Annotated in this window: 15 protein-coding genes; 11 read left to right on the top strand and 4 right to left on the bottom strand. The window is 64.7% G+C overall.

All coding sequences use genetic code 11. The features are described 5' to 3' along the window. Positions 1 to 106: 106 nt before the first annotated feature. From rfbF to AQ12_RS02445, 11 genes are read left to right on the top strand one after another with little or no spacing between them, the layout of a single operon-like run. Entirely contained in the window at positions 107 to 874 is a 768-nt protein-coding gene (gene rfbF / locus AQ12_RS02495) for a glucose-1-phosphate cytidylyltransferase (RefSeq protein ID WP_048438289.1), read from the top strand. A gap of 1 nt (position 875) precedes the next feature. Further along, on the top strand, positions 876 to 1,946 hold the full coding sequence (gene rfbG / locus AQ12_RS02490; protein ID WP_048438288.1) for a CDP-glucose 4,6-dehydratase: 1,071 nt from the start codon (positions 876 to 878) through the stop codon (positions 1,944 to 1,946). Continuing rightward, on the top strand, positions 1,934 to 2,494 hold the full coding sequence (gene rfbC / locus AQ12_RS02485; protein WP_369798949.1) for a dTDP-4-dehydrorhamnose 3,5-epimerase: 561 nt from the start codon (positions 1,934 to 1,936) through the stop codon (positions 2,492 to 2,494). The genes rfbG and rfbC overlap by 13 nt, the downstream gene beginning before the upstream one ends. Next, the gene (locus tag AQ12_RS02480) at positions 2,491 to 3,714 is read left to right on the top strand and encodes a class I SAM-dependent methyltransferase (protein WP_048438287.1); all 1,224 of its coding nucleotides are present in this window, start codon (positions 2,491 to 2,493) and stop codon (positions 3,712 to 3,714) included. The genes rfbC and AQ12_RS02480 overlap by 4 nt, the downstream gene beginning before the upstream one ends. 27 nt (positions 3,715 to 3,741) lie before the next feature. Then, positions 3,742 to 4,578: an NAD(P)-dependent oxidoreductase gene (locus AQ12_RS02475; protein WP_048438286.1), complete on the top strand. Its 837-nt coding sequence runs from the start codon at positions 3,742 to 3,744 to the stop codon at positions 4,576 to 4,578. Further along, complete coding sequence (locus tag AQ12_RS02470) at positions 4,575 to 5,627, top strand: class I SAM-dependent methyltransferase (RefSeq protein ID WP_048438285.1); 1,053 nt, start codon at positions 4,575 to 4,577, stop codon at positions 5,625 to 5,627. The genes AQ12_RS02475 and AQ12_RS02470 overlap by 4 nt, the downstream gene beginning before the upstream one ends. A 4-nt stretch (positions 5,628 to 5,631) precedes the next feature. Next, positions 5,632 to 6,435, top strand: coding sequence for a cephalosporin hydroxylase family protein (locus AQ12_RS02465; RefSeq protein WP_048438284.1), 804 nt, complete (start codon positions 5,632 to 5,634; stop codon positions 6,433 to 6,435). A gap of 10 nt (positions 6,436 to 6,445) precedes the next feature. Further along, positions 6,446 to 7,318: a hypothetical protein gene (locus AQ12_RS02460; RefSeq protein WP_048438283.1), complete on the top strand. Its 873-nt coding sequence runs from the start codon at positions 6,446 to 6,448 to the stop codon at positions 7,316 to 7,318. Next, positions 7,315 to 8,127 carry a TylF/MycF/NovP-related O-methyltransferase gene (locus tag AQ12_RS02455; RefSeq protein ID WP_048438282.1) on the top strand — a complete coding sequence of 271 codons (813 nt, stop codon included), beginning with the start codon at positions 7,315 to 7,317 and terminating at the stop codon, positions 8,125 to 8,127. Before AQ12_RS02460 ends, AQ12_RS02455 begins: the two co-directional genes overlap by 4 nt. A gap of 30 nt (positions 8,128 to 8,157) precedes the next feature. Next, positions 8,158 to 9,672, top strand: a complete 1,515-nt coding sequence (locus AQ12_RS02450; protein WP_202967487.1) for an oligosaccharide flippase family protein — start codon at positions 8,158 to 8,160, stop codon at positions 9,670 to 9,672. Further along, positions 9,669 to 10,508 (top strand): glycosyltransferase family 2 protein, encoded by an 840-nt coding sequence (locus tag AQ12_RS02445; RefSeq protein ID WP_053076528.1) that lies wholly within the window; start codon positions 9,669 to 9,671, stop codon positions 10,506 to 10,508. Before AQ12_RS02450 ends, AQ12_RS02445 begins: the two co-directional genes overlap by 4 nt. Before the next feature lie 13 nt (positions 10,509 to 10,521). Here AQ12_RS02445 and AQ12_RS21905 read toward each other — a convergent pair whose 3' ends face one another. From AQ12_RS21905 to AQ12_RS02425, 4 genes are read right to left on the bottom strand one after another with little or no spacing between them, the layout of a single operon-like run. Next, positions 10,522 to 11,814 carry a glycosyltransferase family 1 protein gene (locus tag AQ12_RS21905; RefSeq protein WP_053076527.1) on the bottom strand — a complete coding sequence of 431 codons (1,293 nt, stop codon included), beginning with the start codon at positions 11,812 to 11,814 and terminating at the stop codon, positions 10,522 to 10,524. Further along, positions 11,811 to 13,016, bottom strand: a complete 1,206-nt coding sequence (locus AQ12_RS02435; protein ID WP_152682644.1) for a DUF2029 domain-containing protein — start codon at positions 13,014 to 13,016, stop codon at positions 11,811 to 11,813. Before AQ12_RS02435 ends, AQ12_RS21905 begins: the two co-directional genes overlap by 4 nt. After that, a complete protein-coding gene (locus tag AQ12_RS02430; RefSeq protein ID WP_193387949.1) occupies positions 13,013 to 13,831 on the bottom strand; it encodes a hypothetical protein in 819 nt (272 codons plus the stop codon). The genes AQ12_RS02435 and AQ12_RS02430 overlap by 4 nt, the downstream gene beginning before the upstream one ends. After that, the gene (locus tag AQ12_RS02425) at positions 13,828 to 15,012 is read right to left on the bottom strand and encodes a glycosyltransferase family 2 protein (protein WP_048438278.1); all 1,185 of its coding nucleotides are present in this window, start codon (positions 15,010 to 15,012) and stop codon (positions 13,828 to 13,830) included. Before AQ12_RS02425 ends, AQ12_RS02430 begins: the two co-directional genes overlap by 4 nt. Positions 15,013 to 15,238 lie beyond the last annotated feature (226 nt).

Raw genomic sequence — 15,238 nt, 5'->3', positions numbered from 1 at the left:
TGCGGCAATGCGGGGCCGGTCCATAATCGGCGCAGCTTTTCACCGCACGCCCAATGATCACGCATCCGACACGCAAACGTGACGACGCGCCCGCCCGGAGGCCGGCATGAAGGCCGTCATCCTCGCCGGCGGCCTCGGCACCCGCATCAGTGAAGAGTCGCACCTCAAGCCCAAGCCCATGATCGAGATCGGCGGCAAGCCGATCCTGTGGCACATCATGAAGATCTATTCCCACCACGGGATCAACGACTTCGTCATCTGCCTGGGCTACCGCGGCTATGCGATCAAGGAGTACTTCGCCAATTACTTCCTGCACACATCGGACGTGACCTTCGACATGAGCCAGAACCAGATGGAAGTGCATGTGCGCCATGCCGAGCCCTGGCGGGTCACGCTGGTCGATACCGGCGTGGACACGCTCACGGGCGGCCGGCTGGCGCGGGTGCGGCGCTACCTGGGCAACGAGACGTTCTGCTTCACTTACGGCGATGGCGTGGCTGATCTGGATGTGCGGGCGACCATCGATTTCCATCGCAGCCATGGGCGGATGGCCACGGTCACAGCGATACAGCCACCCGGCCGCTATGGCGCGCTCGGAATGGAAGGTGACGCCGTGCGCCAGTTCCAGGAAAAGCCCGCAGGCGACGGCTCGTGGATCAATGGCGGCTTCTTCGTGCTGGAGCCCGGCGTCTTCGACCACATCGGGGGCGACCAGACCAGCTGGGAGAGCGAGCCGCTGCAGGCGCTGGCCCAGCAGGACCAGCTGCGCGCCTTCCGGCACGGCGGCTTCTGGCAGGCGATGGACACGCTGCGCGACAAGAACCAGCTCGAAGAACTGTGGCAAGGCAACCCACCGTGGAAGGTGTGGTCCTGAGATGTTTGGCGGCTGTTACCACGGCAAGCGCGTTCTGGTCACCGGGCACACGGGTTTCAAGGGAAGCTGGCTGTCACTCTGGCTGGGCAGCCTCGGCGCGCAAGTGAGCGGCCTGGCCCTCGCGCCATCGAGCACACCCAGCCATTGGGACTTGCTGGGGCAGGGCATGGAAGACCGGCGCGGGGATATCCGCGATGCGGACCTGGTGCTGCGCACTGTGAACGAACTGCAGCCGGACATCATCTTTCACCTGGCGGCGCAGTCGCTGGTGAGGCCGTCCTACCAGGACGCACTGGGCACCTGGGCCAGCAACGTCATGGGCACGGCGCATGTGCTGGAAGCCTGTCGACACGTCAAAAGCGTGCGCGCGATCGTTGCCGTCACCTCCGACAAGTGCTATGAGAACCGCGAGACGCACGAGCCGTATCGGGAGACCGACGCCCTGGGCGGCCACGACCCGTACAGCGCCTCGAAGGCGGGCGCGGAACTGGTGGCCGCGAGTTACCGGCGCTCGTACTTTCATGAGGCGGGAGCTCCATTGCTCGCGACCGCAAGGGCTGGCAACGTGGTCGGCGGCGGGGACTGGTCACTGGACCGGCTGCTGCCCGACCTGGTGCGCGCAATCGGTGACGGCGTGCCGCTTGAAATCCGCGCGCCGCGTGCGACGCGTCCGTGGCAACACGTGCTCGATTCGCTTTCGGGTTACCTGCTGGTCGGGCAGCGGCTGCTGGAAGGCCACGCGAACGTCGCGAGTGCATGGAACTTCGGCCCCGCGCCCTCCGACATCTGCAGCGTGGAAGCCGTGCTCGGCAAGCTCAAACCCCACTGGCCCGAACTCGACTGGAAGCTGAGTGCACAGTCGCATCCGCACGAAGCCGCCTTGTTGCAGCTCGATAGCGCCAAGGCGCACGACCAACTCGGGTGGTCTCCCGCCTGGGGGCTTGATGAGGCACTTGAAGCGACCTCGTCCTGGTATCGAACCTTCATGAACGAGCAGCGCGTGGTCAGCCACGAGCAACTGGGCGCGTACGCGGATGCAGCGCGCGCCAGGGGACTCGCATGGGCGCAATGAACATGACGGCGACCGGTATCGAAGGCGTGATCGTCGTGGACACGCAGCGACGCACCGACGCACGCGGCAGCTTTGCCCGGCTCTTTTGCGACGACGAACTCAAGACCGTGCTCGGCCATCGGCGCATCATGCAGATCAACCACTCCGCCACCGCCGAACGCGGCTGCGTGCGCGGGCTGCATTACCAGCGGGCGCCGCACGCCGAGATGAAGCTGGTGCGCTGCCTGAAAGGGCGCGTATGGGATGTTGCGGTCGACCTTCGCGAAGGCTCGCCCACATTCGGCAAATGGCACGCAGAAGAACTGTCGGCCGCCAACAACCGGATGCTCGTGATCCCCGAAGGTTGCGCGCACGGCTTCCAGGTCCTGGATGCTGGCAGTGAGTTGCTGTACCTGCACACCGCAGCGTATGCGCCCGCCGCCGAAGACGGCGTCGACTGCCGGGACCCATCGCTGGCAATCGCATGGCCGCTCGCAGTGAGTAGCCTGTCGGATCGGGACGCGCGCCTCGCACCCCTGGCAGCGGACTTCAAGGGACTGCCTTCATGAACTGCCGCCACTGCGCACACGCCCTGGAGCATGTGTTCCTCGACCTGGGCTTCGCGCCCCCGTCGAACGCTTACCTGACCGCCGACAAGCTCAACCAGCCCGAGCGGCACTTCCCGCTGCGCCTTTTTGTCTGCGCCCACTGCTGGCTGGTGCAGACCGACGATTACGCGGATGCCGGAGAACTGTTCGACAGCGACTACGCCTACTTCTCATCGACCTCGCGCAGCTGGGTCGAGCATGCAGCTGCGTACTCGCAGATGATCACGAAACGGCTTGCGCTCGGCGCGCACAGCCATGTCATCGAGATCGCAGCCAATGACGGCTACCTGCTGAAGAACTTCGTGGCCGCTGGCATCCCGTGCCTGGGCATTGAGCCGACCGACAGCACGGCGAATGCTGCCGAAGCTATCGGTGTGCCGGTGCTGCGCGAATTCTTCGGCGCCGCCCTCGCATCCACGCTGGTTGAACAGGGCCGGGCAGCCGACCTGGTCATCGGCAACAACGTCTTTGCGCATGTGCCGGACATCAACGATTTCACCGCCGGCATGAAGCGGGTGCTCAAGCCCGGCGGCACGATCACGCTGGAGTTTCCGCATCTCATGCGCCTTGTCGAGCAAACGCAGTTCGACACGGTCTATCACGAGCACTTCTCGTATCTGTCGCTGCACACGACCTGTTCGATCTTTGCGGCTGCGGGCCTGCGTGTGTTCGATGTTCAGGAGCTGCCCACGCATGGCGGCAGCCTGCGCATCTACGGCTGCCATGAGGATGACGCACGCTCGCAATCTGCCGCTGTGCTATCCGTGCTCGAAGCTGAAGCGCAAAGCGGCCTGCGCGATCTCGCCACCTACAGCGCTTTCCAGGCGCGGGCCGATGCGGTCAAGGACGCACTGCTTGTTTTCCTGATCGAGCACAAGCGCCAGGGCAAACGCGTCGCGGCCTACGGGGCTGCCGCCAAGGGCAACACGCTCCTCAACTATGCAGGCGTGAAGAAAGACCTGGTCAGCTTCATCTGCGATGCAGCGCCCTCCAAACAGGGCAAGTTCACGCCGGGCGCGCATATACCGATCGTTGCACCCTCGATGCTCGATAGCGAGAAGCCCGACATCGTGCTGATATTGCCGTGGAACATTGCCGCAGAAGTGACCACACAACTGTCATCCGTGCGCGCCTGGGGCGGCCGCTTCTTCGCAGCGATTCCCGAAATGAGGGAACTGTGATGCGGGCGCTGTGATGAGGGATGTGCCTTGAAGATCCTCATGACCGGCGCAACCGGATTCGTCGGGCGGCATCTGCTGGCCGAGTTGCTCGCGCGCGGGCACACAGTCACAGCACTCAAGCGCAACGATCGCGGCAGGACGAGCGATCGGCGCGTGCAGTGGGTCGTCGGTGACATCGAGTCGGGGGACCGCCACGCCGAACTTGCGGACCATGACGCACTCGCGCATCTGGCCTGGCCCGATCTGCCCCAGTACAAGCTCGCGAGTCATGTGGAGCGCACCCTGCCCGCGCATTGCAGGTTCATTCGCGACCTTGTGGAGCGCGGGCTTGGACAGGTCATGGTCACCGGAACCTGCCTTGAGTACGGCGTGCACGAGGGCTGCCTGTCCGAGACGATGGAGCCGCAGCCAACGCTCCCTTATGCCGCTGCCAAGGACGGCCTTCGCAAATACCTTGAAGCCTTTCGCAAGGAGCATGACTTCACCTTGCAATGGGCACGCCTGTTCTACATGTTCGGCCCCGGCCAGAACCCTCGCAGCCTGCTTGCACTGGTCGACCAGGCCATCGCCGATGGGCGCGAGTCGCTGGACATGTCGGGGGGCGAACAGTTGCGTGACTACCTGCCGGTGCAAGAGGTCGCGCGCGCACTCGCGACCTTGCTCGAACATCCCGGGATGACCGGCGTGACCAACATCTGCAGCGGGCGTCCGGTTTCGGTGCGCAGCCTGGTCGAGCAGCGCATCCGCGAGAGCGGCTCGTCGCTGCGCATGAACCTGGGCGTGCTGCCCTACCCGCCCTACGAAGCGATGGCATTCTGGGGCGATGCCACACGCCTTTCGTCGCTGAATGCGAGCGCATCATGAGCCGCCTCCTGTTTGAAGCCCACGGTCTGCCCGCGCTGCAAAACCGGGTGTACGCCACGCGCGAACAGGCGATCGCCTGCACCGTCGGGGACGTGCGCCTCGTGCAGGACGAAGCGACGGGATTGGTGTTCAACGAGGCGTTCGATCCCGCGCTGCTCACCTACGACGAGGATTACCAGAACGAGCAGGCGAACTCACCTACCTTCCAGCGCCACCTCGATGAAGTGATGGCGCTGCTGTCGCCGCACATGGGCGCTGCGAGCGTGCTCGAAGTCGGATGCGGCAAGGGCTACTTTCTCGACTGCATGCGCGCCAAGGGCTGGAACGCGGTGGGCGTCGATCCTGCGTATGAAGGCGCCAGCGCGCATGTGGTGAAAGCGGCTTTCGATGCGAGCCTGGGCCTCGCAGGCGAAGGCATCGTGCTGCGCCATGTGCTGGAGCACATCCGCAATCCACTTGATTTTCTGGCGTCGATCGCAAGGGCCAACGGCGGCAAGGGCCTGATCTACATCGAGGTGCCGTGCCTGGACTGGATCGCAGACAACCGGGCCTGGTTCGACATCTTCTACGAGCACGTCAACTACTTCCGGCTGCGCGACCTGCAGGCGATGTTTTCCACCGTGCTTGAAAGCGGCCGGCTCTTTGGTGGGCAATACATCTATGTCGTTGCCGACCTCTCGACCTTGCGCGCGCCGCCACCTGACGCGGTGGTTCCGTTCGAGATGCCCATCGACTTCCTCGATGGCGTGACCGCATGCCGCGAGCGGGCTGGCGCACACACAGGTTCGCGCGCGGCTTGGGGCGGCTCATCCAAGGGCGTGATCTTTTGCAGCTACCTCGCACGGCAAGGCCAGTTGCTCGACGCCGTCATCGACATCAACACCGCCAAGCAGGGCCGCTACGTGGCGGTGACCGGCATCCCCATCATCTCGCCCGAAACGGCGATGCAGTCGCTGGAGCCGGGTGCGCTGGTGTTCGTGATGAATCCCAATTATTTCGACGAGATCGTGGCGCAGTCGCGCTCGCGGTTCCACTACGCAAGGGTTTGATGCCATGAGTTTCGAAGACGAAGTGAGCGCGCGTATCGCCGCCAATGCAAGCAACGCCCCCCTGCGCGCAGCAGGCCGCGCTTTCATGGAAGCGTCGATCGCAGCGGGCTACTCGTACAACTTTCACTGGCTATCGCGCCCGGTCATCCAGTATCCGCAGGACATGGTCGCGATGCAGGAGCTGATCTGGAAGGTGCAGCCCGACCTGATCATCGAAGCGGGCATCGCCCACGGCGGATCGCTGATCCTGAGTGCGTCGATGCTGGCCATGATCGACTACTGCGAGGCCGTGACCGAAGGCCGTGTGCTCGATCCGCGCGCGACGCGCCGCCGGGTGCTGGGCCTGGACATCGACATCCGCGCCCACAACCGGCAAGCCATCGAGCGGCACCCCCTGTCGCATCGCATCGACATGATCGAAGGCTCTTCCATCGCGCCGGAGATCATTGGGCAGGTGGCCGCTGCAGCGAAGGGTTACGCGAAGGTGATGGTGTTCCTCGATTCGAACCACACGCATGACCATGTGCTGGCCGAGCTCGAAGCCTACGCACCCCTGACGTCTCCCGGCAGCTACTGCTGCGTCTTCGATACGGTGGTGGAAGACCTGCCGCAAGGCTCGTACCCCGAGCGCCCCTGGGACCAGGGCAACAATCCCAAGACCGCAGTGCACGAATACCTGCGCCGCCTCCAGTCGCCCGGTCGCCTTGCGGCCGACGGCGCGCCCCTGAAACTGCGCATCGATACCCGCGTGCAGGACCAACTTCTTGTGACAGTCGCACCCGATGGCTATCTGGAGCGGATCGCTTAACATCCGTCGCATGGCGAACATAGGCTTCAACCACGACCTGTCCTGGGACGCAGCGCGCGATCAGCTCTTTGGCGGCGACCTGCTGGTGTACAGCCGCCGCGAATCGACGCTGGCCCTGGCTGCGCACGCACACCGCATGGCACAGGAGGCACTCGGCCCTGAGCCCGAACGTGCCCAGTTCGAGCTGAGCGTCGAGGAATTCATCAAGCGCGTCGGTCCGCTCAAGTCGAGGTTCACCAATGACGCCGTCACCAAGACACTGGTGCGCGACGTCCTCGTTTCTTTCGGCTGCGATCTGGACGACACCTACTTCGACGTGCCGCGCCTGCGCGTCGTGCCGCACGGCGGCTACCTGTCGTCGGGCGTGAGTTACGCCTACAAGGCGCACCGCGACATCTGGTATTCGAGCCCGACGGCGCAGGTGAACTGGTGGATGCCGGTGCTGGACGTCACGCCTCAAAGAGCCATGTCGATGCTGCCCGGTTATTGGGCCAGGCCAATTGCCAACAGCTCGTCGCAGTTCGACTACGCCGAGTGGTGCCAGGTCGGCAGGCAGCTGGCAACCGAGCAGGGCAAGGTCGATACCCGCAAGCACCCGCTGCCGCAGGAGCCGGTCGATCTTGACAGCGAGGTGCGCATTGCAGGCACGCGTGGCGACATGCTGTTGTTTTCCGCCGCGCAGCTTCACTCGACGGCACCCAACGAGTCCGGCGTCACGCGATTCAGCATCGACTTTCGCACCGTGAGCTTGTCGGATCTGCGCAGCGGCAAGGGCGCACCCAACATCGACAACAAGGCGACCGGCACGACGCTGGGCGACTTCCTGCGAGCGCGCGACTTCCAGCCGATTCCACAGGACAACCTGCAAGGCGTGGCCGCATGAACGACACCATCAAGAGCAACGCCAGCACCGGTGAGATTTCCCCGACGATGCACGACCCGCGCACACAGGCGCAGTGGGACTACGCATCACGCCAGGCCCTGGAGTCCTACTTCAACGAAGGGGCCGGTTCGGCCACCGAGAAGCTGGAGAACTTCGCCAAGTACGTGCCGCGCCAGAACCTGGCGCGCTTTCTCGCGCGCTATGAGATCTTCAAGCTAATCAAGGACGTGCAGGGCTCCATCGTCGAATGCGGCGTGCTGTTCGGCGGCGGCCTCATGAGTTTTGCCAAGCTGAGCACCATCCTGGAGCCATACAACTTCCAGCGGCGCATCGTCGGCTTCGACAGCTTCACCGGCTTCCCGAGCATCGCCGAAGAAGACCTGCGCGGCCTGCCCGATCGCAAGTCGGCGCACCTCAAGCAAAGCGGCTTCGCGGCCGAAGGCGCGTATGAAGACATACAGCGCGCCATCGAGCTGTACAACATCAGCCGCCCGCTGAATCACTTTCCCAAGGTGCAGATCGTCAAGGGCGACTTCGCGCAGACCTCGGCGCAGTTCCTGCGCGACCATCCGCATTTCGTGGTGAGTTGCCTCTACCTGGATTTCGACATCTACGAGCCAACCAAGGTGGCGCTGGAACAATTCCTGCCGCGCATGCCCAAGGGTTCGGTGCTGGTGTTCGACGAGCTCAACGAAGAGGCGTTTCCGGGCGAGACCATCGCCGTGATGGAAAGCCTGAACCTCAACACGCTGCGCGTGCGCCGATTCGATTTCGAGCCCCGCATCTCCTACGCCGTCATCGGCGACTAGCGGCGCGCAGCCGCGCGCGAGGCCCTGCATTTGTCCGTCCAGCGCAATCTCGTCGCCAACTACATTGCCCAGGCCTGGACGGCCCTCATGGGGCTCGCATTCATACCGGCCTACATCCAGCTGCTCGGCATGGAGGCTTACGGCCTCATCGGATTTTTCGCGCTGCTGCAAGCCTGGCTGCTGCTGCTGGATATGGGCATGTCCTTCGTTCTGAACCGCGAGATGGCCAGGTTCAGCGCAGGCGCGCACGATGCGCAGTCGATTCGCAATCTGCTGCGCAGTGTGGAGTACGTGGCACTGGTGGTTGCGGGCCTCGTCGCGCTGGGCGTGATGCAGGCGTCGGGCTGGCTCGCAACAGGGTGGTTGCGCGCGCAGGCGCTCGCGCCGGAGGTCGTGACCGAAGCGATCGCGGTGATGGGTTTCGTGGTCGCGGCGCGGCTGGTCGAGAGCCTCTATCACGGCGCAATTCTGGGACTGCAGCGGCAGGTATGGCTGGCGATCGCGAACTCGGTGCTGGTGACACTTCGCTGGGCCGGCGCGCTGGGTGTCTTGCTGTGGGTCGACGGGAGCATCCGCGCGTTTTTCTTGTGGCAAGGCGCGGTTTCATTGCTTGCCATCATGGTGTTTGCGGTCGCGCTGTACCGGCTGTTGCCCCGGGCCGTGAAGCGTGCAACGTTCTCTCTTGAATCATTGCGCGGCCTGTGGCGTTTTGCAGCGGGCCTGGTCGCGTCCACTGCGCTGGCGCTGTTGTTGACGCAGGTCGACAAGATCCTGCTGTCGAAGCTGCTCAGTCTCGAATCGTTCGGCGTGTATGCGCTGGCGGGCGTGGTCGCAACTGCGCTGCTGCAACTGGTGACGCCGGTAACGCAGGCCTACTACCCGCGCCTCACCGCCCTGCTCACCTCGGGCGATGAGCCGGGGCTTGTTCGCGCGTATCACGAGGGCGCGCAGATCGTCTGCGCCCTGATGGTGCCGGCCGCCATGCTGCTGATCGTGTTTCCGGCTTCCGTGCTGCGTCTGTGGACTGGCGATGCGGCACTGGCCGAACGGGCAGCGCCGCTGTTGTGCGCACTGGCCATCGGAACCGCGCTCAACGGCTTCATGAACATGCCCTACATGCTGCAACTCGCGCATGGCTGGTCCAGCCTGGCGGCGCGGGTCAATGCAGTGGCCGCACTGGTGCTCGTGCCCGCGTTGCTGTGGGTGACACCGCGCTACGGCGCACTCGGCGCGGCGTGGGTGTGGGTCGCACTCAACGCGGGCTACCTAACCGTTGGCGTCGCGCTGATGCACCGCCGGGTGTTGCGAGGCGAGAAGGCCGCCTGGTACTTCGCGGATGTGGCATTGCCTGCAGTGGCGGGCGCACTCGTCACTGTGCTCATGTACGCGATCAAGCCGAGCGGGCCATCAGCTATCGTGGAATTGGTGTGGCTCGTGGTGACGGGATTGCTGTCGCTGCTGGCGTCGGTCAGTGCGGCGCCGCTGCTACGCCAGCGGGTGCTTGCACGCTTGCGACCGGCAGGGTCCGGCAAGGTGACGCCATGACCGCACCTCTGGTGACGATCGGCATGCCGGTCTACAACGCCATCGGCGACATCAGCCGCGTGCTCGACAGCCTGCTCGCGCAGACACACCGTGATTTCGAACTGCTGATCTCCGACAACGCGTCCACCGATGGCACATCGCAAGTGCTGCAAGACTACGCCGCGCGCGACGCACGCATCCGCCATATCCGCCAGCCGGAAAACATCGGCGCGAATCGCAATTTTCAATATGTGCTGGATCACGCGCAAGGCGAGTTCTTCATGTGGGCTGCGAGCGACGACCTGCGATCGCCGGACTTTCTCGAAGTCAACCTGGCCTTCCTGCAGGCGCATCCGGATTTCGTCGCCTCGACATCGCCGGTTCGCTTCGACCACGGCGACTTCCACGAGCGGAACATGGGCGACCGCAGCCTGACCGGTGACGCGCCCGAGCGCCTGATCGGCATGTTCGAGGCGTTCCATGCCAACGGCCGATTCTTCTCGCTGATGCGGCGCGAGGCGGTGCGTGAGTGCCGGCATCTCTCGCGGTTTTTCCTGGGTGCCGACTGGGCCGTCGTTCTGTACCTGGCAGCGCGCGGCAAGATGAATCGAACGCAAGAAGGATGGGTGGTGCTGGGCTCGCGCGGGGTCAGCGCAACCCACGACATCTTCGCCATCTTTCGCAGTGGCTGGCGCACCTGGCTCATGCCCTTCCACGAATTGACGGGCATTGCGTGGGACCTGGCGCGCAGCTACCCGACGATGGCTCGACTGAGGTTGGCACTGGGCCTGGCGGTGCTCAATGGCAAGGCCTTCGTCGGCCAGTTCATCACCATGGTGCGGCGTCGCCGGCCCTGACCGTGCGGTGCGCCTAGTTCTCAGGCGCCGCAGCCAGCAGCTTTTCGATCTGCGCGGCGCACTGGCGCGCGCTGTCAGCCCAGGTGAAAGGGTGCATGGGCGCAACGACTGCGCGCCTGTCGTTGATCGCGTGGTCGACCAGCACGCGCGCGAGCGCGCCCGCTGATGTGCGATCAAAGGTGGTGACGCCCCCATCGGCCAGTTCAGCAAAGACCGGCAGGTTGCTTGCAATCACCGGGCAGCCGCGCGTGCGCGCCTCGACCAGCGCAAGGCCGAAGCCCTCGAAGAGTGACGGCAAGACCAGCGCACGGCAGTTTTCGTAAAGCGCCAGGATCTCGCTATCGGTGGCGTCGTGCACCGTGAGCAGCAGCCGCCCTTGCTGTGGATGGACCCGCATCGCTTCGATGAGATCGGCGCTGTCGGTGGTGGGGCGCCCGGCGATGATGAGACCGAGCTGCGAGCCTTGTGACCACAGCTCCTCGAATGCTTTCAGCAGCAGGCCGTAGTTTTTCTTGGGCTCGAACGAGCCCACCGATGCGAAGCATGCGTCAGGCCCATCGAGCACCGACAGGATTGACGGGCGGATTGCGCCTGTCGCAACTGTCGATGACGGATCGCTGCCGAGCCGGAAATGTCCCGTCGGCGCAATGGCGATCGGCAAGTCGACTTCATGAACCCATCGGCGCAGGTCGTCTTCGGTCGCACGCGAGATGCACACGACCGCATCGCAGCACAGCAGCATTTCGGCAAGCCATGTGCCATACAGGCGCGGCACCAGCGGAAAGCAGAACTCGGGGTGCCGCAGGGGCATGAGGTCGTACACCAGCAACACGACTCGCACACCTTTGGCCTGCGCGCGGCGCGCGGCCACCCAGGCTGCGTAGTTCCACGACGCATCTGCCATCAGCAGGACGTCACCCGCGCTGAAGCGCGCAGGCTCGTGGTGACGCGTCAGGTCGTTGAAGGCCAGGGTGCTGGACCGTTGCCAAAGGGTGCGCAACAAGCTCCACGGTGCAATGCGCAGGGCGATCGGCACCAGCCGCCGCGCAACAGTACCGGTGATGAGCCGGAACAGGCGACCCCTGGGCTGTGCGGCAGTGGCGCCTGCTGGTGTTGCGGCGGCACTTGAACGTTGCGGTGCGGTGTCGAAATCCACCCGCCTGAAGCCCGATGCGTGAAACGCCACGGCTTCGCAGTCGCGCCCTGCCGTGCGCAGCTCGCCCAGCAGGCGGCGCACCGTGCGCGTGATGCCGATGTCCGAGCCCGCTTGCGTGCGGGTGTAGCTGACGTCAACCCACCAGGTCAAATCTCTTTCTCCCAGGGCAGCCCCGACCGGCCGCGTATCGCGTTGCAGTCCATCCTGAATCCGGGTGCCAGCACTTCATCAACCGTGCCCACACGGGCCGGATTGAGCGCTCGCCAATATTTGTAGACCACGGTGCCGTCGTCGAGCACATAGGCCTTGGTGTCCGAGCTTCCGTAGCCGCGCGCGACGCCATCGCCGACTCGGGAACTGACGCCCTGGCCCGGCGGAAAGATGCGCGGGCACGCAGCCTCGAGCTTGCTGAACACGCGCGCAGCGAGTTCGTTTTCAGGCTGTGTGGATGTGCGAGGCGGGCGCTCCACGGGATACTCCAGGTCGCAGATCCACATGCCGTACTTGGCGAGTTCGGACGCAGCGATCTCGTCGTACTTGCTCGTGGCCATCGCCGCCATCGTGCGCGACAGGACCACCTTGCAGCGCTGGCCGGCAACCAGCCGCATGCCGTGGCGGCCGATCAGGCGGTTGATCTCATTGCGCATGGCGTCGGTGGGCTGGCCATCGGCCTGCCTGAACATCGGCACGGTGGGCGCGACCACTTTCAGGGGCAGCGCGTCGCGCTGGACGCGTTGCAGGAACGCCTGGGCACGGCGGTCGTCGATATTGATCTCGGGCTCGCCGGTGAGACTCGCGATGTTCATCCAGCGTGAGCCGGGCGCGAACAGGGGCGCAATCAGCGAGTAGGAGATGCTGGTGATGGTGATGTAGGCTGCCGGCTTGCTGCGCTCGTCTTCGCCCAGCGGCAGGTCGAAGTACGGCGTCGACCAGAAGGCGAGCGGCCAGCGCCCCCAGGGATTGCTTTGCGCGATCACCATGACTTGCGCGGCGATCACGATCAATGCGGCGCAAATGCGAAATCCCGCAGTCATCGGCAACCGGTGGATGAGGGCCATGCACAGCGGCCCTGCCAGCAGCAGCACCGCAATGAAATAGCGCCCGTTCCCGGTAGTGGCGAGCCAGGGGATGAAGGCCAGCCAGGCGAATGCGATCAGCAGCCACGTCGGCGAAAAGCCGGGCGCGGGCCGCCGCCGGATGGCGATGACGGCGGTCACCACCATCAGCACGATCAGGATGGCAAACCGCAGGTCAGGCGCGAGGATTTCGATGTACAGGCCCGCATCGGGCACGGCCATGGAGATCGGCCGCCAGATCGCATCGCGCAGCGTGTCGGGCACGAAGCGGTTCACGGTGTCCACCCCTGCATGGCTCGCAGCGGTGTGAAGGCTGCGTCGTAGAACGGATAAATCGGGTTGCCATAGCGCGTCCAGAGCTGCCAGCCCCAATGGCCGTACGCCATCAGGCATCCTGCCAGCGTGCACAGGCAGGCCAGTGCCGTGTTGGTCAGTCGCTCGCGGATGCCGCCGCCGGCGAAGATCCACAGCAGCGGCATGAGCATCGCGATCGGTCCGTTGCTCAGCTTGAAAGCCACTGACACGCCGGCCAGCAGGCCCGACAACAGAAGCAGCGATCGCCTCGCACCGACGCGCTCCGGGCGCAAAGCCTCCAGGGACAGAGCGACAGCCCACACCAGGGGCGATGCGGCCAGCAGATCGTTGGAGCTCGAATCCAGTTGCGACAGCATCACGCCGCTCAGGAAGGCGAGCAGCACGGCCATCGCACGCATGGCGGCATCGAACGCCGAAGTGCCCGGCATGCAGGCGCGTGCGATCAGCCAGACCGCCGGCACAGTGATGACATGAAGGCTGGCCAGCACCGCGCCTGCCAGTTGCGGCCCTGCGCCAGAAGCTGCCAGTTTGTAGACAGGCCAATACAGGTAGGGATAGGTCAGGGTCTGGTAGCCGGCCGCAAGAAAGTCCTGGTCAAGGCGCGAGTGCTGCGCCATCCAGCCCAGGTAGATGTGGTGGTTCAGCGCGTCCCACGACAGCCCCATGGGGGCGAACCAGATCGGGATCGAGACCAGTGCGAGCCATGCCAGCAGGACCATGACCGCCATCTCCGCGGGCCCGCCGAACCGGATGGCCGCGAGCCTGTTGCGCATCATGGCGCGCGTGTACCGGAGCGCCAGCACGACAGCAACGCACCTGCAAACAAGGCGCCTGCAGCGGCCTGCATGCCCACCACCATCAGGGTCACGGCCGGGATTGCCGAGCGCATCATTTCTCGCGGATCCAGCGCCCCGAATCCGGAGTCGCGCCAGTCCAGCACCAGTCCCGCCGACCAGGCCAGGCCGCCCAACAGCATCACGGCCCCAGCGATCAGGCCGGCTTCGACACTGAGTAACGATTGGGACCGGTCCAGCCAGCGCGGCGTGGGTACCAGCCCGGCGAGCACCCCCATCCACTTGGTGAGAAGTGCCAACTGTATGAGCTGCATGCCCAGAATCGTCGCGCCGCCCATGTACAGCAGCGAGTGCACGTCAAAGCCGATCGCCACAAAGTTCAGCGGCCCTCGGCCCAGCACCAGGAAGCCCGCCAGTCCGACACCCAAAAGCAGCAAGCCCGGATAGAAAAAGAGCCAGCGCGGGCAGAACAAAAGCAAAAACCGAAGGTGCCGCCAGCCATCGCGCCAGGTGCGCAAGTGAGAAGGACGACCGCGTCCGTCCGGGCGCAGCACGGTGGGCACTTCTTCGATCCTGAGCCCCGCCATCGCCGACTTCGCCACCATCTCGCTGGCGAACTCCATGCCGGGCGTCACCAGTCCGAGCGACTGGATGGCTTCGCGCGAGAAGCCGCGAAGGCCGCAATGAAAGTCGCCGATAGGCACCCGGAAAAACAGGCGTCCGATGAAGCTCAAGACAGGGTTGCCGAGGTAGCGGTGCAGCAACGGCATGGCGCCAGGCTCGATGCCGCCTCGGAAGCGATTGCCCATGACGAGCTGTGCTCCGGCGCGAAGGCGCTCCAGGAATCCGTCAAGGCTCGAAAAGTCGTAGCTGGAGTCGGCATCGCCCATGACGATATAGCGACCGCGTGCAGCGGCGATACCAGCCATCAGCGCCGCGCCGTAGCCGCGCTGCGGCACTTCGACGACGCGTGCGCCAGCTGCGATTGCAAGGTCGCGCGAACCATCGCTGGAGCCGTTGTCAGCGACCAGAACTTCGCCCGAGATCGCGCGGCTGTCAAAAAAGCTGCGCGCCGCATGAATGCACTGGACGACCGTTCGCGCCTCGTTCAGGCACGGCATCAGGATGGTGAGTTCCGGGGCGGCGTTGGCGTCGGCTGTCATTGAGCAAGCATCAGGGAGGAAGGCATCATGCCAAGCATGCCTCCAAAATAAAACGAGCGGCCGAAGCCGCTCGTTTCATACACAGTTGCCAGTGTTTGGCTTAGCCGCGGCAAGAACCCGGCAGGTACTTGGCGGTGATGCCGTTGGTAGCGCCTGGGCCGCACTTCCAGCCACCGACCACGGTGCCCTGGCTGTAGGCGGTGATCGCCGTGCCGGTAGCCGTCGT

Origin of the sequence: Caenimonas sp. SL110 (assembly GCF_001044395.1) — a bacterium.
In the GTDB taxonomy this organism is placed as follows: domain Bacteria; phylum Pseudomonadota; class Gammaproteobacteria; order Burkholderiales; family Burkholderiaceae_C; genus Ramlibacter.
Note: the sequence above shows the minus strand (reverse complement) of the source record. Positions and strands in the feature narration are given on the sequence as shown.